This window comes from Methylobacterium sp. 88A, assembly GCF_000376345.1.
GTDB classification, from domain to species: domain Bacteria; phylum Pseudomonadota; class Alphaproteobacteria; order Rhizobiales; family Beijerinckiaceae; genus Methylobacterium; species Methylobacterium bullatum.
Map to the genome: position 1 here is coordinate 4244291 of NZ_AQVT01000001.1, position 20650 is coordinate 4264940.

Consider the following 20650-nt stretch of genomic DNA (forward strand, 5'->3'; position numbering starts at 1 on the left):
ATGGTCGTTCGCAGCAAAAAATTGCCTGCTTGCGAAATTTTATCGCATTCAGACGAGCGTCCAGGTTGGGCGGGAGGCGGGACGTCCGCATCGGTGCTAAAGGCGAGGACCCGCTCCCCACCGAGGTTGTGTGGAAACGCGTCTCGGGCTGACGCAGGCAGAAGAATTTCCTGCGAAAACACTCGAAGGTCGCCTTCGCAGCCATCTGAGCTGATGTTTCTCAGTCTATCATGGAAGACTGCACTTCGGCATGGCGAAGCGCCGACGTTTTTACACAGCCTGCACCCATTTCGGACGCTCAAGGCGCGGGGACCATCCGTCAGATGGCGACCACGCGATCAACGACATCCCAAAAACACGCAGGAGCGCCGTCTAGAGCCGTGCCCTGGCGGTTTGAATCGTTGGGGGTAGGCGATTTGGATCGGTTGTGATTCACTGGACGGGCTTATGAGGGAGGATCACCATGCCTTCAGCTCTATCGGTCGATCTGCGCGAGCGTGTGGTCGCCGCGATTGAAGCGGGCACATCGCGGCGTCAGGCAGCCAAACGCTTCGGTGTCGGAGCGGCCAGCGCGATCCGCTGGCACGACTGCTTTCGGCAAGAAGGGCGGATCGCGCCCAAGCCCATGGGCGGCGACCGCAACTCGCAGCGCCTGGAAGCGCAGGCCGCCCTGATCCTTCGGGCCAACGAAGAACACCCGCAATCCTTCCTGCGCGAGCTCCGCGACGTTCTCTCGGAACGCGGTGTCCAAGCGAGCACGAGCAGCCTGTCACGCTTCTTCGCCCGGCACCGCATCACCCGTAAAAAGGGGCTGTCCACGCGGCCGAGCAGGAGCGGCCGGATGTGAAGGCCGCACGCGAGGACTGGTTCGAGCGCCAACCCGACCTCGATCCGGATCGCCTGGTCTTCCTCGACGAGACGGCCGCCACGACGAAGATGGCCCGCCGCTATGGTCGTGCTCCCCGCGGCGAACGCTGTCGGATCGCCGTGCCGCATGGGCATTACAAGACCACCACCATCACCGCCGCCCTGCGGGCCACGGGACTGATCGCCAGGAGCGTCTTCGATGGAGCAACCAATGGCATGCGCTTCCGTGCCTACGTCACCGACACCCTGGCTCCTGTGCTCAGGGCCGGCGACACCGTCATCCTCGACAATCTGAACGCCCACAAGGTCGCCGGGGTGCGCGAAGCCATCGAGGCGGTCGGTGCACGGGTGCTCTACCTCCCGCCCTACTCACCCGATTTCAATCCCATCGAGCAAGTCTTTGCCAAGGTCAAAGCCCTCCTTCGGACCGCCGCAGCGCGAACCGCCGACGACCTGACCATCGCCATTCGAGAGGCTTTCTCCGCCTTCCGGCCGAACGAGTGCCGCAACTATCTCACCGCCGCTGGATACGATGCCTATGATCCAAGCTGAGCGGGCACGGCGCTAGATCCACCCGCCATCGTTGATCCGCGCCCTGATCCGATACGGCTCCGCCAGGACGTGGGCGTGAGACATGCCGGCGGCCAATGCCATGGCGGCGGAAGAAGAGGAGGTCGTCGAACTGCAGGAATGGAACCCGGCCGTCGTCACCGACCAGCGGAAGCGGGTCTTGTCGCTCCGGCACGCCGACACGGCGACGCTGTGGTTGGGCAAGGTGGGGATCTGCCTATCCCCATCATGGCATGGTCGCCCGAACGCTCCGATGTCGGGGCGACCCCATCGGATCCCAGACCGGCCCACTCCCGCCCCGCCGCCTACGCGGCCGGGGACCGCCGCCGGGCGAGGCTGCGCATCCGCGCCACCGCCTCGGCCCGCCAGTTGCGCAGGAGCCGCCGCCTCACGTTGTCCCAGCTGATGGCCGGGACCGGCGAGACGGGATCGATGAGGGCGCTGAGCGCCCGCGAGTAGTCGAGCACGAGACCGGGCGTCCAGGTCATCGCGCCGGCCCCGTTCCGCAGGAGGGCGGCCGCCCAGAATTCCGGGCTCAGGGCGGCCTGGGCGAGCCTGCGCCACGGCTTGCCGGCCCGGCTGAACGCGCCCTCCACGGCGGCGTCGAGGGCGCGGGCGACCGCCGTCGAGCAGTTCCGGCCCACGAGATTGTAGGTCGCGTCGCGGCGATAACCGGCCCAGAAGCGCGTCAAGCCCGCCCCGTCGATGCCGTGGAGGGTGACCGTGACGGTGGCCTCGCACCAATCGTCCGCCTCCTCGCGGTAGCTCGGCAGGAAGCGGCCCGGCACGTTGTTCTCCGGGCCGGCCCGCAGGGTGGCGCGCAGGTTGTCGGGGGACCGGTCGATCTCCACCGCGGGGTAATGGCTCACATAGAGCGGGCTCCCGTGCGTCCCGCTGCCGTCGCCCAGTTCCAGGGCCGCGTGCCCGGTGGAGACGTGGCCGGACCCGTTCACGGAGATGACGTAGCGATGGACCAGGCGCTGCCGGGCCGGGATCGAGGCCGTTCCCGTTGGCGTCCAGACATAGACGGTGAGCGTGTCCGTGCCGGCCCCGTCGGCGCGCGGTCCGGCTGCCGCCGGAGGGCGCCGCAACCGCAGCCCGAGGATCGCCACCTTGATCCCCGCCAGCATCAGGAAGGCGCCGATGCAGAACCCCACCGTGCCGGCGTACCATGTGGGCCAGGGCTGCAGGGTGATGATGCCCAGGGCCACGCCCAGCGCCCCATGCGCCGCCGACAGGCGCCAGCCCGGAAAGCGGAGCACATAGGAGAGCGCGAAGCGCGACAGGCCGTCGAACAGGAAGGCCGTCCCGAACAGCATGGCGAGGAGGAACGTGCTCGAGGACGAGGCCAGCATCGTCAGCACCGCCACCACGAGGAGGAGCGCCGCCTTGAGGAGGCGCAACCGGCGCGCGGCGCCGGTGGCGACGAGGCCGCGCAGGAACGAGCCCAAAGCCTCGACCACGAGGAGGAGGCCGAACCAGCGGTCGGGAATATGCGTGGCCCCGTCGAGGGCATCGATCACGAGGGCGGCGCCGAACCCCGTCCAGACGAGGCCCGCCCCGGTGACGAGGCCCCAGCGCCTGTGGACCGCCTCCCGCCCCACCAGCAGCAGCCAGAGCGGAAGCGCTATCTGGCTCGCCGGGGCCTCGGAGGCGGCGAGGAGATCGTCGACGGGGGCGCCCTCTCCCTTGGCCAGAGCGAGGTTCACGACGCCCTGCCCCTTCAGGCTCAGCCGCCCGTGGCCGGAATCGCCCTCGGGGCGGGACGCGTCCGTCGCGGAGCCGTCGTGGAATGATTGAGGCCGCATGGTCACCGGTGATCGCCCCCCCGCAGTGCGCCATCTCCTATCACCGAGAAGCCAGAACAAGGGAAAGGTTCGCTTAAAGGAGCCGCATCGAACCGAATTTTTCCAGGTCATACAACTCCAACAGTCTCAATCTGACGCAGGCACAGCCCGTTTCGACCCGCCCCCGCCGTAAGGGTTATCCTACGTCGCGCTCAAACGCAGCGCATTGGCTGATGCGTTAGACCCTACCAATCTGATGCATTTGGGTAACTATTTTCAGAATTAATTGATATTTATGCTTCGCCTCTAGAAGCCGCAATTATGATCGTTGTACAATTTTACAGATACGGAGTTCGATCTATGAATAGAAAAACCATAAAATCGATCCTTTTGGCATTTTTCAGCGTAAATATTGCAGGGTGCACGTTATCAGGTGTGAAATACGTCGATGGAGTTCCAACCTCGGACACAATTGAATCAAATGTTGCGAGAAGAGCTCTTAACACTGTAGAATTTGCACAGTTTTCAGTAATAGGTCGCGAAATATTAGACCCTTCCGTTACAGGGCCATATTCTAAAAGAAATATTTTTAGCAGCGAGCCAATCGAAAATGTTTATTGCGTTAAGGCAAAACTTAGGAACCCACTGCTGTCAGCAGATAGCGCGTTTCATAAAACAGTGTCAGTCGAAGTCCAATCTATTCTTTCGGAGAAACCATTGGCTTGGCCCATTATTTCAACAGGCATGGGATGTGACAGATCGCCAATGAGACCTTTCCCAGAACTTTCAAAAATAGGCTATCGACCATAACCGATTGATCAACGCCCATCTCGCAACCGCCCTTCAGCGTCGGCGTTTGACCACGAGATTTCACCCTCGCGCGCCCTTCGGATCCGGGCTCCGCTGCGCGGCCCCGGAACGACCGAGGCGCGCCAGACCGCATCGCCCGGCGTCCAGAGCCATACTCCATCGGCCCGGTTGTCGAGGCCGCCGGCGGCTGCCATGGTCGCCCGATGGCACAGTCACCCCCCTCCCGCTACTCCCCCTCCGAACTCATCGAGCAGTTGCGGGAGGCCGCCGAAGAGATCGCGCCCGAACTTCCCGGCATCCGAGCGGAGGAGACGCTGGAGGGCGAGGCGGCCCAGACCATCGAGGAGATGGCCGAGGCCCTGATGCGGATCGCGAACGGGGCGCCGCGCCCCCAGGACCTCGCCCGCGCCGCCCTGGAGGCCAAGGCGCCCCTGAAGCCGATCGGCCGCCCGAAGAGCACCGTGGTGAAGATGCAGCGGCCGCGTCGGTAGAGCCGAACGCGGTGGTCGACAGAGACTCCGGCGCAGCAACGGCAAGAACAGACTGTATCAATTCAAAAGTAGAGATTTTTTTAAATCTTGCCTTGGACTGCGCCGGCAGGCACACTCTTCGACCTATAGCATGATGGCGGCATGAGACGGGTGACGCCGACGGACGGTCGCCGGGAGGCGGTCCCCGTCCATGCCGGCGCGCGACCGGCTCAGGGCGACCGCCAGCGACAGGGTGATCCCGACCAGATGACGCACCGCCGTTCCCCTCCCCGCCCGTCCCGCCGCGCGATCCTGGCCGGCGGGCTCGGCCTCGCCGCCCTCGGGGGCCCGGCGCGGGCGGCGGGGCCGGCCGCGCGCATCGCCTCGCTGGGCGGGGCCGTCACCGAGATCCTCTACCGGCTCGGGGCCGCGAGCCGGATCGTGGTGGTCGACACCACGAGCATCTACCCGGCGCAGGCCCTGCGCGAGAAGCCGAATGTCGGCTATCTGCGCGCCCTGTCGGCGGAGGGGCTGCTCGCGGCCGGCCCGGACCTCGTCATCGCGGCCGAGGGCGCCGGCCCAGCCGACGTGCTGACCCTGGTGCGCGAGGCCGGGGTGCCGGTCTCCCTCGTCAAGGAGCCGCCGACTCCCGAGGGTGTCCTGGACAAGATCGCCACGGTGGGACGCCTCGCCGGCCTCGAACGGGAGGCCGCCGCCCTCGCCGCGGAGGTGCGCGCGCAATTCGCCGGGCTGAGCGAGCAGCGCGCCCGCATCACCCGTCCGGCCAGGGCGCTCGTCGTGCTGTCGGTGGCCAACGGCCGCGTCATGGTCGGGGGCCGCAACAGCACGGCGGACGGCATCCTGGCCCTGGCGGGGGTGGAGAACGCGGCGTCCGGCATCGAGGGGTTCAAGCCGATGACGGACGAGGCCATCATCGCCGCCGCCCCCGACGCCGTGGTGATGATGCAGAACGGCGCCGAGGCCCCGAACCCGGAGACGACCTTCGCCCCCGGCACCGCCCTCGGCCAGGTGCCGGCGGCCGCCAAACACGCCCTCGTGGCCATGGACGGCCTCTACCTCCTCGGCTTCGGCCCGCGCACCCCGGATGCCGCACGCGACCTGATACGGGCGATCTACCCCGACCTCATCCGTGGCTGATCCTGTCCACGGGGACAGGCTCGCCGATCCGCGCCGCCGGGACGTCGCGGTCTTCGCCGGCCTGGCAATCCTCGTCCTCGCCGTCAGCCTCCTCTCCGTTGGAATCGGGGCGATCCCCATCGCGCCGGCGCGGATCCTCGACGTGATGATGCAGGGCGGGGCGGATCCGGGCCTCGCGCGCGACAGCCTCGTCATCCTCAACATCCGCCTGCCGCGCACCCTCCTGGGCCTGATGGTCGGCGCGGGCCTGGCGGTCTCCGGGGCGCTGATGCAGGGGCTCTTCCGCAATCCCCTGGCCGATCCGGCTCTGGTCGGCGTCTCCGCCGGGGCGGGTCTCGCGGCGGCCTGTATCATCGTCCTCGGCGACCGGCTCCTCGTGGCCTTTGGCCTGCCGGGGCCGCTCCCCTATGCGGTGCTGCCGGCGGCGGCCTTCTGCGGGGGGCTCGTGGCGACGCTCGGCCTCTACCTCGTCGCTACGCGCTCGGGCCGGACCTCCGTGGCGACGATGCTGCTCGCCGGCATCGCGCTCGGAGCGCTGAGCGGCGCGATGACGGGGCTCCTCGTCTATGCCAGCGACGACCGGCAGCTGCGCGACCTCACCTTCTGGTCCCTGGGCAGCCTCGGGGGATCGACCTGGACCAAGGTGGCGGCCACCGCTCCGGCGATCCTGCCGGTGCTGATCGCCGTGCCGTTCCTCGGGCGCGGGCTCAACGCCCTGGTCCTCGGGGAGGCGGAGGCGTTCCATCTCGGCATCCCGGTGGAGCGGCTCAAGCGGGCGGCGATCCTCCTCGTCGCCATCGCCGTCGGCGCCGGCGTGGCGGCGGCGGGGGTGATCGGCTTCGTCGGCCTCGTGGTGCCCCATACCCTGCGGCTGATGATCGGCCCCGAGCACCGGCGGCTCCTGCCGGCCTCGGCCCTCCTCGGGGGCGCGCTCCTCGTCCTGGCGGATGTGGCGGCGCGTCTCGTGGTGGCGCCGGCCGAACTGCCCATCGGGATCGTCACGGCGCTGGTGGGCGCCCCCGTCTTCCTGTGGCTCCTCCTGGCGCGGACCCGGACCCTCGATGTCTGAGGCGGCGCCCCTGCTCACCGCGTCCGGCCTCGCCTTCGCCACGGGCGGGCGCACCCTCGTGGAGGGCGTGTCGCTCGACGTGGCGCCGGGATCGCTGCAGGTCATCATCGGCCCGAACGGCGCGGGCAAATCCACCCTGCTGCGCCTCCTGTGCGGCGAGCTCGCCCCCACCGCGGGCACGGTGGCCTATGGCGGAACGCCGGTTCCGACGATCCCGCCCTGGCGGCTCGCGGCCCTGCGGGCGGTGATGCCGCAGACCACGCGGCTCGCCTTTCCCTTCTCGGTCTCGGACGTCGCCCGCATCGGGCTCGACGGCATCGGCCGGGGCCTCACCCGGCGCGACCGCGAGGCGATCCTCGCCGACGCCCTCGGCCGGGCCGACATCCTGCATCTCGCGGGCCGTGCCTATCAGAGTCTCTCGGGCGGCGAGCAGGCCCGGGTCCAGTTCGCGCGCGTGCTGTGCCAGCTCGCCGCCGGCCGCACCATCGCCACCGGACAGGTCCTGTTCCTCGACGAACCCACCGCGAGCCTCGACCTGCGCCATCAGAGCGCGATCCTGGAAGCCGTGGATGGGCTGCGGGACCGGGGCGTCGGCGTGGTGGCGATCCTGCACGACCTCAATCTCGCGGCCGCCTATGCCGACACCCTGCTGGTGCTCTCCAAGGGCCGCCTCGTGGCAAGCGGCACCCCGGCGGCGATCCTGCGCGACGACCTGATCGCCAACATCTTCCAGGTGAGCTGGCCCGTCGGGCGGGTGCCCGAGGGCGGGCGGCCCTTCATCCTCCCGCGCCGCCTGTGACCGGGCGGCAACAGACCACGGTATTACAATATTGAACTGGAACAGGTCCAGAAATATTCAGACGGTCCTTGGACCTACCCTAATCTAGCCAAGACTAAACTGCGTTGACCGCACAGTCACGAAGCAGCATCAGCGCTGGGAGCCAGCCAACCTCCCAGCGCTGCCTTTCTGTCTCGCGGAACCGGTCATGCCTCCCCGTCGCCTCCTCACCCCCCATCGCGCCGGCGCCCTCGTCGGCGTCTCGCTCATCGCGATGAGCGCCGCTCAAGCGCAGACGGCGCCCGCCCTCCCCGCGGCGCAACCGCCGCACACGGCGGTGAGCCTCGACACTCTCTCGGTCACCGGGACGAAGACCGAGGAGCCCGCCATCGACGCCCTGTCCGGGAGCAGCGTCGTCACCCGCGCGCAGATGGACCGCCTGCAGCCGAGCCGCCTCTCCGACGTCCTGCGCGACGTCCCCGGCGTCACCACGCAGGAGAACCAGAACGACCCGGCCCAGGCCATCAACATCCGCGGGCTGCAGGATTTCGGGCGCGTCAACGTCCTGGTGGACGGCGCCCGCCAGAACTTCCAGACCTCGGGCCACAGCGCCAACGGCGTCTTCTATCTCGATCCCGAACTCGTCGGCGGCGTCGACATCACGCGCGGCCCCACCTCCACCATCTACGGCTCCGGCGCGATCGGCGGCGTGGTCGCCTTCCGCACGCGCTCCATCGACGACATCCTGGCTCCGGACGAGAAGGCGGGCGCGGTCCAGAAATTCGGCTTCGGCTCGAACGGACAGAGATTCCTGAACTCGACGGCGCTGGGCGCCCGCATCGGCACCGCGGCGGATGTGTTCGGTCAGTTCGTCTACCGCAACAACGACGCCTATCGCGACGGGTTCGGCACGCTCGTGCGCGACACCGGCAACGAACTGACCTCCGGCCTGGCCAAGTTCAACCTCCGGCCCGCCGACGGCCACGAGATCAGCGGCACGGCCCTTCTGCAGAACTTCGACTTCGCCAATAACGGCAGCAGCAACGCCGGAGCCCGCTTCAACAACGCGGTCCAGGCCAACACCTACACCCTCGGCTACCGCTTCGCCCGGCCCGACGTGCCGCTGATCGATCTGAGCGTGAAGGGCTACTACGCCAGCACGCACAACACGCTGACCTTCCTCGACGACACCACGAGCGGTCTCTACGGCAATCTCGGCGTGCGGGCCGGCGACAGGATCGACTACGACATCGAGACGCTGGGCGTCGACGTCCACAACACGGCCCGTTTCGACACCTGGGCCTTGAGTCACGCCCTGACCATCGGCGGCGACGCGGTGTTCGACCGGGTCAAGACTACGGACAATGCCGGGGGCTTCGGCTCCGCTTTCACGCCCTCCGGGGAGCGGACCCTGGCGGGCGCCTTCATCCAGGACGAGGTGCGCTACGCCTCCTGGTTGCGGGTCATCGGAGCGCTGCGCTACGACCATTACGAAATGTCCGGCGGCAACGCGAGCTCGAGCGGCGACCGCCTCTCTCCCAAGATCACGGTGGGGGTCTCGCCCTTTGCCGGGATCGAGTTCTACGGCACCTATGCGGAAGGCTATCGGGCGCCGTCGATCACCGAGACCCTGGTCCAGGGCATCCATCCCTTCCCGGCCTTCAACATCCTGCCGAATGCGTCCCTGAAGCCCGAAGTGGCGCACAATATCGAAGGGGGCATCAACCTCAAATACGGCGATGTCCTGAGGCCCGGCGACGTCTTCCGCGCCAAGGCCAACGTCTTCCAGAACGAGATCGACGACTACATCAACACCGCCCAGGTCGGCCCGACCTATTTCGTACCCGTGATTCCCGGCATTCCGGCCTCGGTCTGCGTCGGCCGGCCCGGACGTTTCCCGTGCTTCATCCCGGTGCAGTCGTTCCAGTACCTCAACGTGGCGCAGGCCGAAATCTCCGGCGTCGAACTGGAGGGCGCCTACGATTGGGGCGGCGGCTTCGTCTCGGTGGCGGCCACCCATACCGAGGGGCGCGACAAGGCCACGCGCGAGGCCCTTCTGAGCATCCCCCCGGACCGCATCAGCGCCACGCTCGGCCTGCGCTTCCTCGACGACAGCCTCACGGTGGGAAGCCGCCTCACCTTCGTGGACAAAAGCAACGTCGTTCCCGACAGTGCGACGATCCTGGCGACCAAGGCCTATGGCCTCGTGGATGTCTTCGCGTCCTACCGGGTCAACGACCGGATCCGCGCCGACTTCACCCTGCAGAACGCCTTCGACAAGCGCTACACCCAGTACCTCAACCTGTTGCAGAGCCCAGGCCTGACGGCAAAGGCCGCGATCAGCATCAAGTTCGCCACGCGCTGACCGACGGGATAGTCAGTTCGCGCGACGCACCACGGTGCGGGAGGGCGGCGGGCAGGCTTCACGTGACCTGGCCCGCCTCGCTCCCTTCATGAGGCGGAGGTGGTGCTCCGTGATGAAGTCGATGCCGGTTCCAGCGCCGCATTGCTGCCTTGATTTAAGCGGGCCGACGCGCCAATTTGAAGAGAGGCCATAAGGAACCATAGAATGAAGGCCGAAAAGCGTGCTGCGCTCAAGTTGGCGATCAAGCGCTATACAACTGCAAAGAAAGCGACGAAGGCCTTAGCGTTGGGCGCCCTGGTCAAAGAGGGGACGCACAATAAAAAAGGCGAAATCACTGCTGCCTATGGTGGCGAACGAAAGAAAAAAGCCACTGCTGGGCTTTAATGTCTAGAAATTTGCCGTCTTTCGTTTTTGGCTACCACGGGTGTAGCAGAAAGGTAGGCCGCAAAGCTTTGACTCACGGTCTTCCTTTGGCCTCTTCCAATAAAGATTACGATTGGCTCGGCCCGGGAGTCTATTTTTGGGAAAACGATGCGCTACGGGCCTATGAGTGGGCGCAGGCGAAGGCGGCGTCCGGCGCATATGACGATCCATTTGTCATAGGCGCGATCATCGATCTGGGAAATTGTCTCGATTTATTGCAGCGAGAAAATATTGAGCTGCTGACTGACGCATACGATAGTCTGAAGCTGCTGAACGAACAAGCCGGCACAGAAATGCCGAAGAACAAAGACCCAAAAACAATTAATCAAGGAGACAAACTCCTGCGATTTCGCGACTGTTCCGTCATCCGACACTTGCACGAAATCATTGAAGACAAACATTATAATGACCCCGAAAGCGAAGACTACATAGAGCCGTTCGATACAGTAAGAGGTCTTTTCGTTGAAGGAAGCCCAGCTTATCCGCAGGGTGGATTTTATTCCAGGACCCACACACAGATAGCAGTCAGAAACGACACATGCATCAAAGGTATATTTCTGCCACGCGGGGAGATTGGCTCCTAAGTTTTCCGCATAGTTTGTGCTTGCTCGATTTCCGATCTGCAGCCTCTGCCAGCGCAACCGTCCCGAACACAGATCAAACCCGTCAGATTCCGAACCGGCCCACTCCCGATTCTGTGACATGAGCGGCGACCCACTGCCGCTCCGCTCACGCAGCGGAGGCGGTGCCGCGTAGCGGCTCGGCCGCCCGCACCTCACCGATCGCGGCGGCGATGCCGGTGGAGGCCAGGTTCTTGCCCTTCGCCTCGATCTCGAAATCGGCCCAGGCGAGGTGCCGGGCCACGAGGGCGTTGAGCGCCCGGTTGCCCATCAGGTGCGAATGGGCCGCGATGTCGCGCCACTTGTGCCCGGCCCCTATCAGGGCGGCGTAATCGGGCAGCGTGTCCGGGTCGTGCCCCTCCAGCAGGGTCTCGCGCGAGAGGCTGATATGGGCGATCGGGCGCACGCCGCGCCAGGAGTCGCGGATGCGGGCGATCCGCGAATCGTCGGGCTCGATATAGATGCCGCCGCTCTGGACCCAGTGGTGGTGCAGGTCGAGGACCACCGGCACGTCTTCCGCCAGGTCCAGCACCGTGTCGAGGCCGAAGGCGTTCTCGTCGTTCTCCACCGTCAGCAGGTCGCGCGCGGTCTGCGAGAGCTTGGGCAGGCTGGCGCGAAACCCGTCGATTCCCGGATCGCGGGCGCCGACATGGATGTTGATATGGGCGCCCTGCGGGTGCCAGCCACCGCCATAGCCCATCATCGCCATCAGCTCGGCATGGTATTCGAGCTCGGAGATGCCGTTGCGCTCGGCATTGGGGTTGCGCGAGGCGATGACGCAGAACGGCCCGGGGTGGAAGCTGAGGCGCACGCCCCCCGCCCGCGCCCGCTCGCCGACCCGCGCGAGACCGGTCTCCACGAGATCGACCATCTCGGGCTCGGCATAGATCGCGCGTGCCACCGCGTGGGTGTAGCCGGGCAGGACATTGCTCGCCATCCGCAGCAGGCGCTCCAGGGGCGGCCGGGCCGCGACCCAGGCGATCTGCCGTTCGAGCGCGCCGAGATTGTGCCGGACGAGACCCTCGAGCTTCGCCCGCCGCGCCGCGGGCGCGAGCGTGTCGAGATGGCTTATGGTGGTGTGCGACAGGTTCATGTGAAGCGTCGCCTCGCGGGCGGCCTTCAGGGTCTTGAAGCTGGCAGGATCGTCGTCGAGCACGAAGGTGCAGCAGAAACCGAGGCGGGGCGTGTCCATCATCATGGGGGGATAACGGCGTCGCCCGGCTTTGGTGTCGCCGGATCGGGCGGTTTCGGGATGTCCCGTGACCGAGCCGGTGTGAGCGGATGCCTCAGCGGATGCACACGCTGATGTCGGTCACTTGCCGGAGTCGCTTATCCAAGCCGACCACCTCAGGATGAGGTAAGGCTTTGGAAAAACGCCTTGAAATGTCTCTCAGTCCAGGCACATGGCGAAATACAGCTGCCTGATCCGCTCCAGGGCCTGGAACCCCTCGGCGCGCGGGTTGAGGAGTTCCGGCCCCTCCGGGACACGGCCGAAGAACGCGCTCGACGGATCGGCCACGAAGCCGCGCTCGCCGATATAGAGCCCGTCCCGGTTCTTCACGTTGACCGAGCCGCAGACCCACGACCCTTCGGCCTTGCGCAACGCCGTCACCTTCGGGTCGAGCGCGCCGAAACGCTCCCCCACCATGACGAGGATCGCTTCCGCCGCGGACTTGCCGATGACGGCATCGGACCCGTCCTCGACCCGCTGCGCCTGCGCCGGGCCGGACAGGGCCGAGAGCAGGAGGAGCGCCCCCGCGAGGCCACGGGAGTGGCCCGTCATCGTGAATGGCCGAGCCATGAGGCGACGGCCCTCACCGCGCCGAACCCGCTCCGCCGCCCCCGTTGGTCGCCGGCTTGGCATCGGCGATCAGGATGTCGAGGGATTGGCGCACGATCTCCAGGGCGCTGACGCCCTTGCTCGCGGCCTCCACCTCGACCTTCGCCCGGTCGGCGGACGGCATCCCGTCGAAGATCGCCTGCGCGACCCCCACCGAAGCGTGCTTGTGATGTTCGCCCATGATCAGACCAGCCGGATGACGGTGAGGACGAAGCTGTCATTCGATACTAATAAGTATTTCATGAGAATATCCTGACCCCGCACTTGGGAACGATAAGTGCTCTTCTTTCTCACCTCGCAGCAGAGATCAACTCGTTCCATGATGGAAATCTGGGTGAAATCACCCAAAACGCGACCCGCGATTCGCCAAAGCACCATCATCTCGCTGGCGGGCAAGGCCGGAACCGGACTGGGCACGGCGCCCCCGCCCTCATCGCATGGCCCGCGACGTCAGAATTCGAGGCCGAGCTTGAGGCGGACGGCGTGGCGCTCGAACTGGCCGAGGCCGAGGGCGCGCCGTGCGAAGGCGGGATCGGCATCGCGCCCCCAGATCTGGCCGGCATAGGCCAGGGTGATCCAGGCCTTCTCGGTGAAGCGGTGGTGCAGGGCCGGGCCGAGGGTCAGGGCCTGGCTCTCCAACCGGTTCAGGAAAGCCCCGTCATAGCCGCGCAGGTAGCGCAGCTCCGGCCCGAGATAGGTCTTGTCCGCCACCTCGCCGACGAGGGCGTTCGACCAGACGAAGGTCGAGGAGCGGTAGCCCTCGCCCGAGCCGCGCTGGCGCCCCACCGCCGGTTCGAAACTGACGTTGCCGCCGTACCAGAGTGTGTTCGGCACGATCTGGACATCGACCTGGGCCAGGGTCTCGATGTCGAAGACGTCGGCGCCGTTGCCCTCCACCGGCAGGATCCGGGTGAAGCGCGGCCTCACCTCCAGGGCGAAGCCCACGGGCTGCTCGGCCGAGCCCTTCAGGAACTGGTACTTCACGTCGATCGAGGCCCCGTCGAACGTGCCGAAGGCCTTGTCGTCGAGATCGGCGATGGTGCGGACCCGGTGCAGGGTGCCGAACGCGCTGAACTCGATGCTCAGGCGGTCGATCGGATCGAACTGGTAGCCGAGGCGTGCGTCGAAGGCCCGGTAATGCGACGGGCCGGGGCCGGCGCGGCGCTTGCCGATGCGCGAGACGCTGTCGAAGACGACCTCCTGCTGACCCTTCTCGCCGGCATCCGATCCTTCGGTGAAGCCGAACAGGTGCTCGGTGTCGACATCTTCCTTCTCGGGCGACGACGGCTTGGCTTTCGTCTCAGGCGACGGCGACTTGGCCTTCGACGAGCGCGCCGGACCGTCGCTCTTGCCGTCCTTGCCGTCCTCGGAGCCGGCCAGCGCCGGCGCGCAGGAACAGGCGGCGAGAAGAAGCGCGACGGCGATCCTCACGGGCGTCATGGCGCGGTGTTTCCTTCGGCCCGAGGCACCGATGTCCCCCGGTCCCGTCGACACCCTAGCCGGCCGCACCCCGAGACGCTGCGCCGTCCCTGCAACAGGACGAGAGTATTCATGATGCAGGGGATGATCGCACCGGATGAAACGTGAGAGGTGGCCGAGACGACCTCCGGCTTTCGGAGGGCGGTGCTCCCATCGCCGGACGGCCTTCAGCCCCGCAGGGCCGCGAGGCTCCGCCTCTGGCGGCCCGCATCGTCGAAATTCTCCGGCGCGAGCCAGGCGGCAAAGGCGTCCCGCAGGCGGGGCCAGTCCGCATCGGTCACCGCGAACCACGCCGTGTCGCGCGAGCGCCCCTTGGTGACGATGGCGTTGCGGAAGATGCCCTCGAAGGTGAAGCCGTAGCGCAGGGCCGCCGCGCGGGAGGGCGCGTTGAGGCTGTCGCATTTCCACTCGTAGCGGCGATATCCGAGGGCGAAGGCGCGGGCCATCATCAGGGCCATCGCCTCGGTGGCGGCGGGGTTGCGGGCGAGACCGGGGCCGAACTGGATATGGCCGACCTCGATACAGCCATGGGCGGGCTCGATCCTGAGATAGGCCGCCAGACCGAGGGCCCGGCCGGTGGCGGCGTCGAGGATGGCGTGATGCATCGGGTCGCGGCTGCGGGCGATCTCCGCCAGTCGCGCGCGATACTCGGCCTCGTCCGCCGGCGGCTCCACGGGCAGGTAGGTCCAGCGCGCCGGGTCGTGCGCCAGAGCGGAGAAGAGGTCGCCCGCATGGCGCTCGGCATCGAGGGGCTCGATCCGGCAGAACCGGCCCTGCATCGCCTCGCGTGGCGGGAACGGCGGCGCGGTCCACCCCGCGAGGGCGGGGCCGACCGGCTGGCCATAGGAATTCACGCGCTCGCTCATGCCCGAACTCCCAACCTGTCGACGAGGTCCGCCATCGCGTCGTTGCCGCCCGCGTCCCGGCGCAATCCGGCCGCGACGCCGGCCCGGTCCGCCTCCGTGCGATTCTGGCTGACCTTCCATTTGCCGGTGAGCCGCGCAATCGGAATCTCGATGCCGACGATCCCCCTGATCTGCGCGGCGGTGAAGGCCGGCGGCGCGTCCGCCACCGACCAGGGCGCGTCCCGCCCCGACTCCTGCATCCGCGTCAGGTCGTCGATCTGCCGGCGCAGCCAGGCCGGATCCTCGATCACAAGCGGGCGGCCCCGCGCCTGGACGGTGGCGTAATTCCAGGTGGGCACCACCTTCCCCGTCTCACGCTTCGTCGCGTACCAGGAGGGCGTGACGTAGCGGTCCGGCCCCTGGAACACGACGAGGCATTCGGGAAGCCCGTCGAGGTCGCGCCAGTGCGGGTTGGCGCGGGCGAGATGGGCGCGCAGCACGCGCTCTCCGCCAGCGCCCTCGTCGAGGAGGAAGGGAACGGGGTTGGCCATCAGCCCGCCGGCGCCCGCGCTCACCAGCAGGCCGAGCGGGCAGGCGCGGATGAGGGCGGCCTGGGCCGCGGCATCGTCGGTGCGGAAATGGGGCGGCTCGTACATGACGCATCCTCGGCGTGGCGCGGTGTTCGCCGTCACTGTTGACGAGAAGCGGATCATGCGGAAGATCCAGTTTTCGCCCGATGACTGGACCAGTTCGACGAAGACCCGGCGCCGCCCTCCCCTGCCGCTTCAGCTCGATCTCGACCCGCCGACCGCCGGTCCGCTTCGTGGCGGGGATGCGAGCCTGCACGGGCGCGTGCGGGAGGCCCTGCGCGACGCGATCCTGGCCGGACGCCTGCCGCCCGGAATGCGCCTGCCCTCGTCCCGCACCCTCGCCGGGGATCTCGGCTGCGCGCGGGGGACGATCCTGCTCGCCATCGAACAACTCGTGGCCGAAGGCTACCTCACCACCCGCCCCGGTTCCGGCACAAGCGTGGCCGACACCCTGCCCGACGATCTCCTCGTCCCACGGGGCGCGGCGGGCCGCACGGCCCCCTCCCCCGCGGCGCCGGTCCTGTCGCGGCGCGGGGCGTCGCTGGCAGCGTCGCGGGGCGAGGCCGGCGACGCCCCGATCCCCGACGCCTTCGCCCTCGGCCGACCCGCCCTCGATGCGTTTCCACGTGAAACCTGGGCGCGCCTGCTCCAGGCCGAGTGGCGCGCCGGCCCGCCCGCCCATCGTCATCCCCTCGGCGATCCGCGCCTGCGCCGCGCCCTGGCGGCCTATCTCTCGGCCGGGCGCGGGGTCGCCTGCAGCGAGGAGGCGGTGATCGTCACAGCCAGCATCCGGCAGAGCCTGCGCCTCCTGGCGGAGCTTCTGCTGGAGCCCGGCGAGGCGGCCTATCTGGAGGAGCCGGGCTTTCCCGGCCTCGCCCATGCCCTGCGGGCGGCGGGCCTGCGCACGGTCCCGGTGCCGTGCGACGCGGCCGGCTTCTCGATCGCGCGGGCGCGGTCCATCGATCCCGGCGCCCGGCTCGCGGTGGTGACACCGGCCCAGGGCCATCCCCTCGGCGCCACAATGAGCCTGGAGAACCGTCTCGCCCTCCTCGCCTGGGCCGAGGCGGAGGATGGCTGGATCGTCGAGGACGATTACGACGGCGAGTACCGCTATGCCGGGCGGCCGCTGGCGCCGCTCCACGCCCTCGACCGGGCCGGGCGCGTTCTCTATGTCGGCAGCGTCTCCAAGGTGCTCCTGCCCGCCCTGCAGATGAGCTACCTCGTCCTGCCGGAGGCCCTGGTGGAGCCCGTGCGCCGCGCCCTCACGGGTAGCGGCGGCTTCGCCTCGATCCTCGGGCAGGGTGCACTCGCCCGCTTCATCGCGGAGGGCCATTTCGCCGCCCATCTGCGCCGGACGCGCCGTCTCTACGGGCAGCGACAGGCGGCCCTCGTGGCGGCGGCGCGCGACCATCTCGGCGATGTGCTGGAGGTGCCGCCCCGCGACGGCGGCATGCATCTGGTGGCCCGCCCCGTCCCCGGAACGGACTTCGACGATTGCCTCGCCGTTGAAGCCTGCGCGCGCGCCGGCATCGCCACCACGGCGCTCTCGCCGCATTTCGCCGATCCGGCGCGCGCCGAGCAGGGGCTTCTCCTCGGCTATGCCTGCGTCCCCGAGCGCGCCGTCGCACCGGCGTTAATGCGGATGGCGGAGGCGTTGCGGCATAGGGGCTAGCGGGCCAGGGGCCGTTCATCGGCAAAACTCCGCGGACCGGCTGCTTGCGATACCGCATCGAACGGGGATCCCGGCGGTCCGGAGCCGGTGACCGGTTCGGCGGCCCTCGTCCCTACGTCTTCGTCTCCCGGCACATCGGCGCAGTCCGGTTCACGATCGGCCCGGAATCGAGGCACGGCTCATTCCACATCGCCGCGAGCGCGTGTCCGAACCCGGAAAAGCGGTCGTTCATGGCACGACACCAACCGAATCAAGTTTTCCGAAAAAGGTTCAGCTTTATTAAGCCACATGTCTGCAACGTAGAAATCGAAAAGCCACAAGGTATTCGTTGATGTACCGCGCCCTTGTCTGCCTCGGCGAGCAGCATGACGGCTGGGTCTTGCCCCTTGCTGCTATCGTTTGCTGGGTATCGAGCCATACCGCCCTACGGCTCGCCCGCCAATCGACTAAGAGCCGGGATTTGGAACCTTGGGCGTGGCTGCTAGCGGCGGGCTTTTCTGCGGGAGCCGGGGTGTGGAGCACGCATTTCATCGGCATGCTCGGTTACGACCCCGGAATCGTCGTCGGCTACAATACCCGCCTGACGCTGCTGTCCCTGGTCGTGGCGATCCTGGCATCCGGGATCGCCCTGACGCTCGAACGCCGGGCGACGAGTTCGGCCATGGCGGCAGGCGCCGGGATCGTTCTCGGGCTGGGCGTGGCGGCCATGCACTTTCTCGGCATGGCGAGCATCGAAGTCCCCGGGACCTTTACCTGGGACCGCACGCTCGTCGTCGTATCGGTGCTGATCGGCTGTGGCCTGTCCGCGGCCGCGCTCGTCGCCTTCCGGCATCGGGAGCTGAGATACCCGAACGCCATCGCCGCGACACTTCTGACCGCCGCGATCGCAGGACTGCATTTCACCGCGATGGGCGCGCTGCAGATCACCCCCGACCAGACGCAACCGACTTCGGCGTCGAGCCTGCCGCGTCTCGCGCTCGCCTCCGGCATCGCCGCGATCATGCTCGCGATCCTGGGCTTTGCCGTGCTCGCCCTGTTCGCCGATCGCATGCGCCTGGCCAATCGGGCCTTGCGCACCAGCGAGGCCGCCTATCGTCTGCTCGCCGAGAACACGACCGACGTGATCGTCCGGTCAGATCTCGACACCACGCGCCGCTATGTATCGCCCGCCGCCTTTCAGGTTCTGGGGCGCGATCCGGAGGAACTCATCGGAACGCAGCCTCTGGACACCGTCCATCCGGACGATCGTCCGGCCTATGAGCAGGTGCTCGCCGACCTGGTTCAAGGTCGGATCGACAGGCCCGTCACGAGGCAGCGCTACCGTCACAAGGACGGACGCTGGGTGTGGATCGAAGCGTCGTTCAAGCTCACCCGATCGGCGGACGGGGCCGCTCCAACGGGCTATGTCGCGTCCCTGCGTGACGTCACCGACCGAATGGCAGCCGAGACCGCGCTGCGGATCAGCGAAGAGCGCCTCGCGCTCGCCCTCGACAGCGGCAGCGACGGTCTTTGGGACTGGGAGGTCGCGACGGGAAAGGTCTGGTTCTCCGATCGCTGGCAGACGATGATCGGCTACGAGCCGGGCGAGATCGAGGGTCATCTGCGCTCGTGGCGGCGTCTCACGCACCCCGACGACGTCGAGCGCGCGCGCCGGCTGCTGACCGACCACATCGACGGGAAGACGCCGATCTACGAATGCGAGCAGCGCGTCCGTACCAAGAGCGGTGCCTACACCTGGGTCCTGTCGCGCGGCAAAGTCGTCACGCGCGATGCCACGGGGGCTCCGCTGCGCATCGTCGGCACGCATATCGACATCGCCGCGCGCAAGCAGGCGGAGCAGCAGATCGAGTATCTGGCGCTGTACGACGCGCTCACCGGATTGCCCAACCGGACCCTGTTCTGGGACCGCCTGGACCGCGAGATGGTGAGCGCGGAACGGCGCGGACATTTCTTCGCGGTGCTGGCTTGCGATCTCGACCGATTCAAGTCCGTGAACGACAGTATGGGCCACCCGGCGGGCGACAGCCTCCTGCGCAAGGTCGCCGATCGGCTCAAGGCGTCGATCCGGGAGGGAGACACTGTCGCGCGGCTCGGCGGTGACGAATTCGCCATCGTCCTGAGGGGACTCGACCGTCCGCAGAACGCCAGCACCACGGCCCAGCATGTCATCGACGCGGTGAAGCTGCCCTTCGATCTCGAGGGCCGCACGGTCAGCGTCGGGATCAGCATCGGCATCGCGGTCGGGCCCCAGGACGGCCGCAACCCCGATCAGCTGTTCAAGAATGCCGACATCGCGCTCTACCGCGCCAAGGCCGCCGGTCGGAGCACGTACCGCTACTACGAGCCCGACATGGATGCGGCGATAGCCGAGCGCAACGCACTGGAACTGGACCTGCGCGAAGCCGTCCGGCTGGGGGAATTCGAGCTGTTCTACCAGCCGATCATCGCGCTCGAAAATGACGTGCTCAGCGGCTTCGAGGCGCTCATGCGCTGGAAAAATCCCACGCGGGGCTTCGTCTCCCCCAGCGAATTCATTCCCTTGGCCGAGGAAATCGGCCTGGTGGTGCCGTTGGGCGCCTGGGCTCTGAAGGAAGCCTGTTGCGAAGCGATGGAATGGCCGGGCGAGCTCAAGGTCGCCGTCAACGCCTCCACCGTGCAATTCGCCGAACTCGGCCTGGAACATGCCATCGTGATGGCGCTGACGGCGTCCGGCCTGCCGCCGCATCGGCTCGAACTGGAGATCACCGAGAGCGTGCTGATGGGTGACACGGAGAGCGCGATCGCGTGCCTGCATCGGCTGCGCCGGCTCGGCGTGCACATCGCCCTCGACGATTTCGGCACCGGCTTCTCGTCCTTGAGCTACCTGCGGCGATTCCCGTTCGACAAGATCAAGATCGATCGCTCCTTCATCCACGAGATCGGCGACTCCGATACGGCCGCGATCGTGCGCGCCGTCGTGGGCCTCGCCGAGAGGCTCGGCGCGCGCATCACCGCCGAGGGTGTGGAGGACGAGGCACAGCTCGCCCATGTGCGCCGGGAGGGCTTCACGGAAGCTCAGGGCTATCTGCTGGGCCGACCGCTCTCGGCGCCGGATGCGCTCCGGTTCGCCCGTGCCGCGAAAGAGCCGGTGGCCTGAGACCGTGCCGTCGGCCGGTGACGAACGGCCGTGTCCGGCGACCGGATCGGCCGGTCATCCGCGTTCGACGCTCGATGCTTCGCCGACACGGAAAAGGCCGCCGACGCGGGCCTCCCTCCGCCACCGTTTTTGAGGGCGGCCGGAAAACCGGTTACGATGGGGCATCAGAGG

20 protein-coding genes are annotated in these 20650 nt (G+C 67.5%); 11 read left to right on the forward strand and 9 right to left on the reverse strand.

Features of this window, described 5'->3' with window-relative positions; all coding sequences use genetic code 11:
* The first annotated feature begins 463 nt into the window (after positions 1-463).
* A protein-coding gene (locus A3OM_RS25455; protein ID WP_085984232.1) for an IS630 family transposase occupies positions 464-1419 on the forward strand; the annotation gives its coding sequence in 2 pieces (ribosomal slippage) (positions 464-815 and positions 815-1419; 957 coding nt in all).
* 12 nt (positions 1420-1431) lie between these two features.
* On the opposite strand, the gene A3OM_RS0120305 is transcribed toward A3OM_RS25455, so the two are convergent.
* Both A3OM_RS0120305 and A3OM_RS24425 read right to left on the reverse strand, forming a co-directional pair.
* Positions 1432-1641, reverse strand: a complete 210-nt coding sequence (locus A3OM_RS0120305; protein ID WP_018045620.1) for a hypothetical protein — start codon at positions 1639-1641, stop codon at positions 1432-1434.
* A gap of 101 nt (positions 1642-1742) precedes the next feature.
* Positions 1743-3245, reverse strand: a complete 1503-nt coding sequence (locus A3OM_RS24425) for a hypothetical protein (RefSeq protein ID WP_018045621.1) — start codon at positions 3243-3245, stop codon at positions 1743-1745.
* Positions 3246-3584: 339 nt separating this feature from the next.
* Here A3OM_RS24425 and A3OM_RS25940 point away from each other — a divergent pair, with 339 nt between their 5' ends.
* From A3OM_RS25940 to A3OM_RS25460, 8 genes are all read left to right on the forward strand, one after another.
* Positions 3585-4034, forward strand: a complete 450-nt coding sequence (locus tag A3OM_RS25940; RefSeq protein WP_157196515.1) for a hypothetical protein — start codon at positions 3585-3587, stop codon at positions 4032-4034.
* A gap of 203 nt (positions 4035-4237) precedes the next feature.
* On the forward strand, positions 4238-4525 hold the full coding sequence (locus A3OM_RS0120315) for a hypothetical protein (RefSeq protein ID WP_018045622.1): 288 nt from the start codon (positions 4238-4240) through the stop codon (positions 4523-4525).
* 141 nt (positions 4526-4666) lie between these two features.
* Complete coding sequence (locus tag A3OM_RS0120320; protein WP_018045623.1) at positions 4667-5662, forward strand: ABC transporter substrate-binding protein; 996 nt, start codon at positions 4667-4669, stop codon at positions 5660-5662.
* A gap of 61 nt (positions 5663-5723) precedes the next feature.
* Entirely contained in the window at positions 5724-6731 is a 1008-nt protein-coding gene (locus A3OM_RS0120325; protein WP_245257854.1) for an iron ABC transporter permease, read from the forward strand.
* On the forward strand, positions 6724-7530 hold the full coding sequence (locus A3OM_RS0120330) for a heme ABC transporter ATP-binding protein (protein ID WP_018045625.1): 807 nt from the start codon (positions 6724-6726) through the stop codon (positions 7528-7530). Before A3OM_RS0120325 ends, A3OM_RS0120330 begins: the two co-directional genes overlap by 8 nt.
* Before the next feature lie 187 nt (positions 7531-7717).
* Entirely contained in the window at positions 7718-9874 is a 2157-nt protein-coding gene (locus tag A3OM_RS0120335) for a TonB-dependent hemoglobin/transferrin/lactoferrin family receptor (RefSeq protein WP_018045626.1), read from the forward strand.
* A 204-nt stretch (positions 9875-10078) separates the two neighbouring features.
* Positions 10079-10258: a hypothetical protein gene (locus A3OM_RS25945; protein WP_157196516.1), complete on the forward strand. Its 180-nt coding sequence runs from the start codon at positions 10079-10081 to the stop codon at positions 10256-10258.
* 68 nt (positions 10259-10326) lie between these two features.
* Positions 10327-10881 (forward strand): hypothetical protein, encoded by a 555-nt coding sequence (locus A3OM_RS25460; protein ID WP_245257810.1) that lies wholly within the window; start codon positions 10327-10329, stop codon positions 10879-10881.
* 145 nt (positions 10882-11026) lie between these two features.
* Here the strand turns inward: A3OM_RS25460 and A3OM_RS0120345 are convergent, their stop codons facing one another.
* From A3OM_RS0120345 to A3OM_RS0120375, 7 genes are all read right to left on the reverse strand, one after another.
* On the reverse strand, positions 11027-12112 hold the full coding sequence (locus A3OM_RS0120345) for a UV damage endonuclease UvsE (protein WP_026176249.1): 1086 nt from the start codon (positions 12110-12112) through the stop codon (positions 11027-11029).
* Positions 12113-12307: 195 nt separating this feature from the next.
* Positions 12308-12718: a hypothetical protein gene (locus tag A3OM_RS0120350; RefSeq protein ID WP_245257811.1), complete on the reverse strand. Its 411-nt coding sequence runs from the start codon at positions 12716-12718 to the stop codon at positions 12308-12310.
* Between the two features lie 13 nt (positions 12719-12731).
* Positions 12732-12938 carry a hypothetical protein gene (locus A3OM_RS0120355; RefSeq protein ID WP_018045630.1) on the reverse strand — a complete coding sequence of 69 codons (207 nt, stop codon included), beginning with the start codon at positions 12936-12938 and terminating at the stop codon, positions 12732-12734.
* Between the two features lie 2 nt (positions 12939-12940).
* A complete protein-coding gene (locus tag A3OM_RS0120360; RefSeq protein WP_157196517.1) occupies positions 12941-13174 on the reverse strand; it encodes a hypothetical protein in 234 nt (77 codons plus the stop codon).
* Between the two features lie 33 nt (positions 13175-13207).
* Positions 13208-14197, reverse strand: a complete 990-nt coding sequence (locus tag A3OM_RS0120365) for a hypothetical protein (RefSeq protein WP_018045632.1) — start codon at positions 14195-14197, stop codon at positions 13208-13210.
* Positions 14198-14403: 206 nt separating this feature from the next.
* Positions 14404-15102, reverse strand: coding sequence for a GNAT family protein (locus A3OM_RS0120370; RefSeq protein WP_018045633.1), 699 nt, complete (start codon positions 15100-15102; stop codon positions 14404-14406).
* Positions 15099-15737 (reverse strand): FMN-binding negative transcriptional regulator, encoded by a 639-nt coding sequence (locus tag A3OM_RS0120375; protein WP_018045634.1) that lies wholly within the window; start codon positions 15735-15737, stop codon positions 15099-15101. The genes A3OM_RS0120370 and A3OM_RS0120375 overlap by 4 nt, the downstream gene beginning before the upstream one ends.
* A gap of 55 nt (positions 15738-15792) precedes the next feature.
* On the opposite strand from A3OM_RS0120375, the gene A3OM_RS0120380 reads away from it, so the two are divergent.
* Entirely contained in the window at positions 15793-17343 is a 1551-nt protein-coding gene (locus tag A3OM_RS0120380) for a PLP-dependent aminotransferase family protein (RefSeq protein WP_157196518.1), read from the forward strand.
* A gap of 511 nt (positions 17344-17854) precedes the next feature.
* On the forward strand, positions 17855-20479 hold the full coding sequence (locus A3OM_RS0120390) for an EAL domain-containing protein (RefSeq protein WP_018045637.1): 2625 nt from the start codon (positions 17855-17857) through the stop codon (positions 20477-20479).
* Positions 20480-20650: the final 171 nt, after the last annotated feature.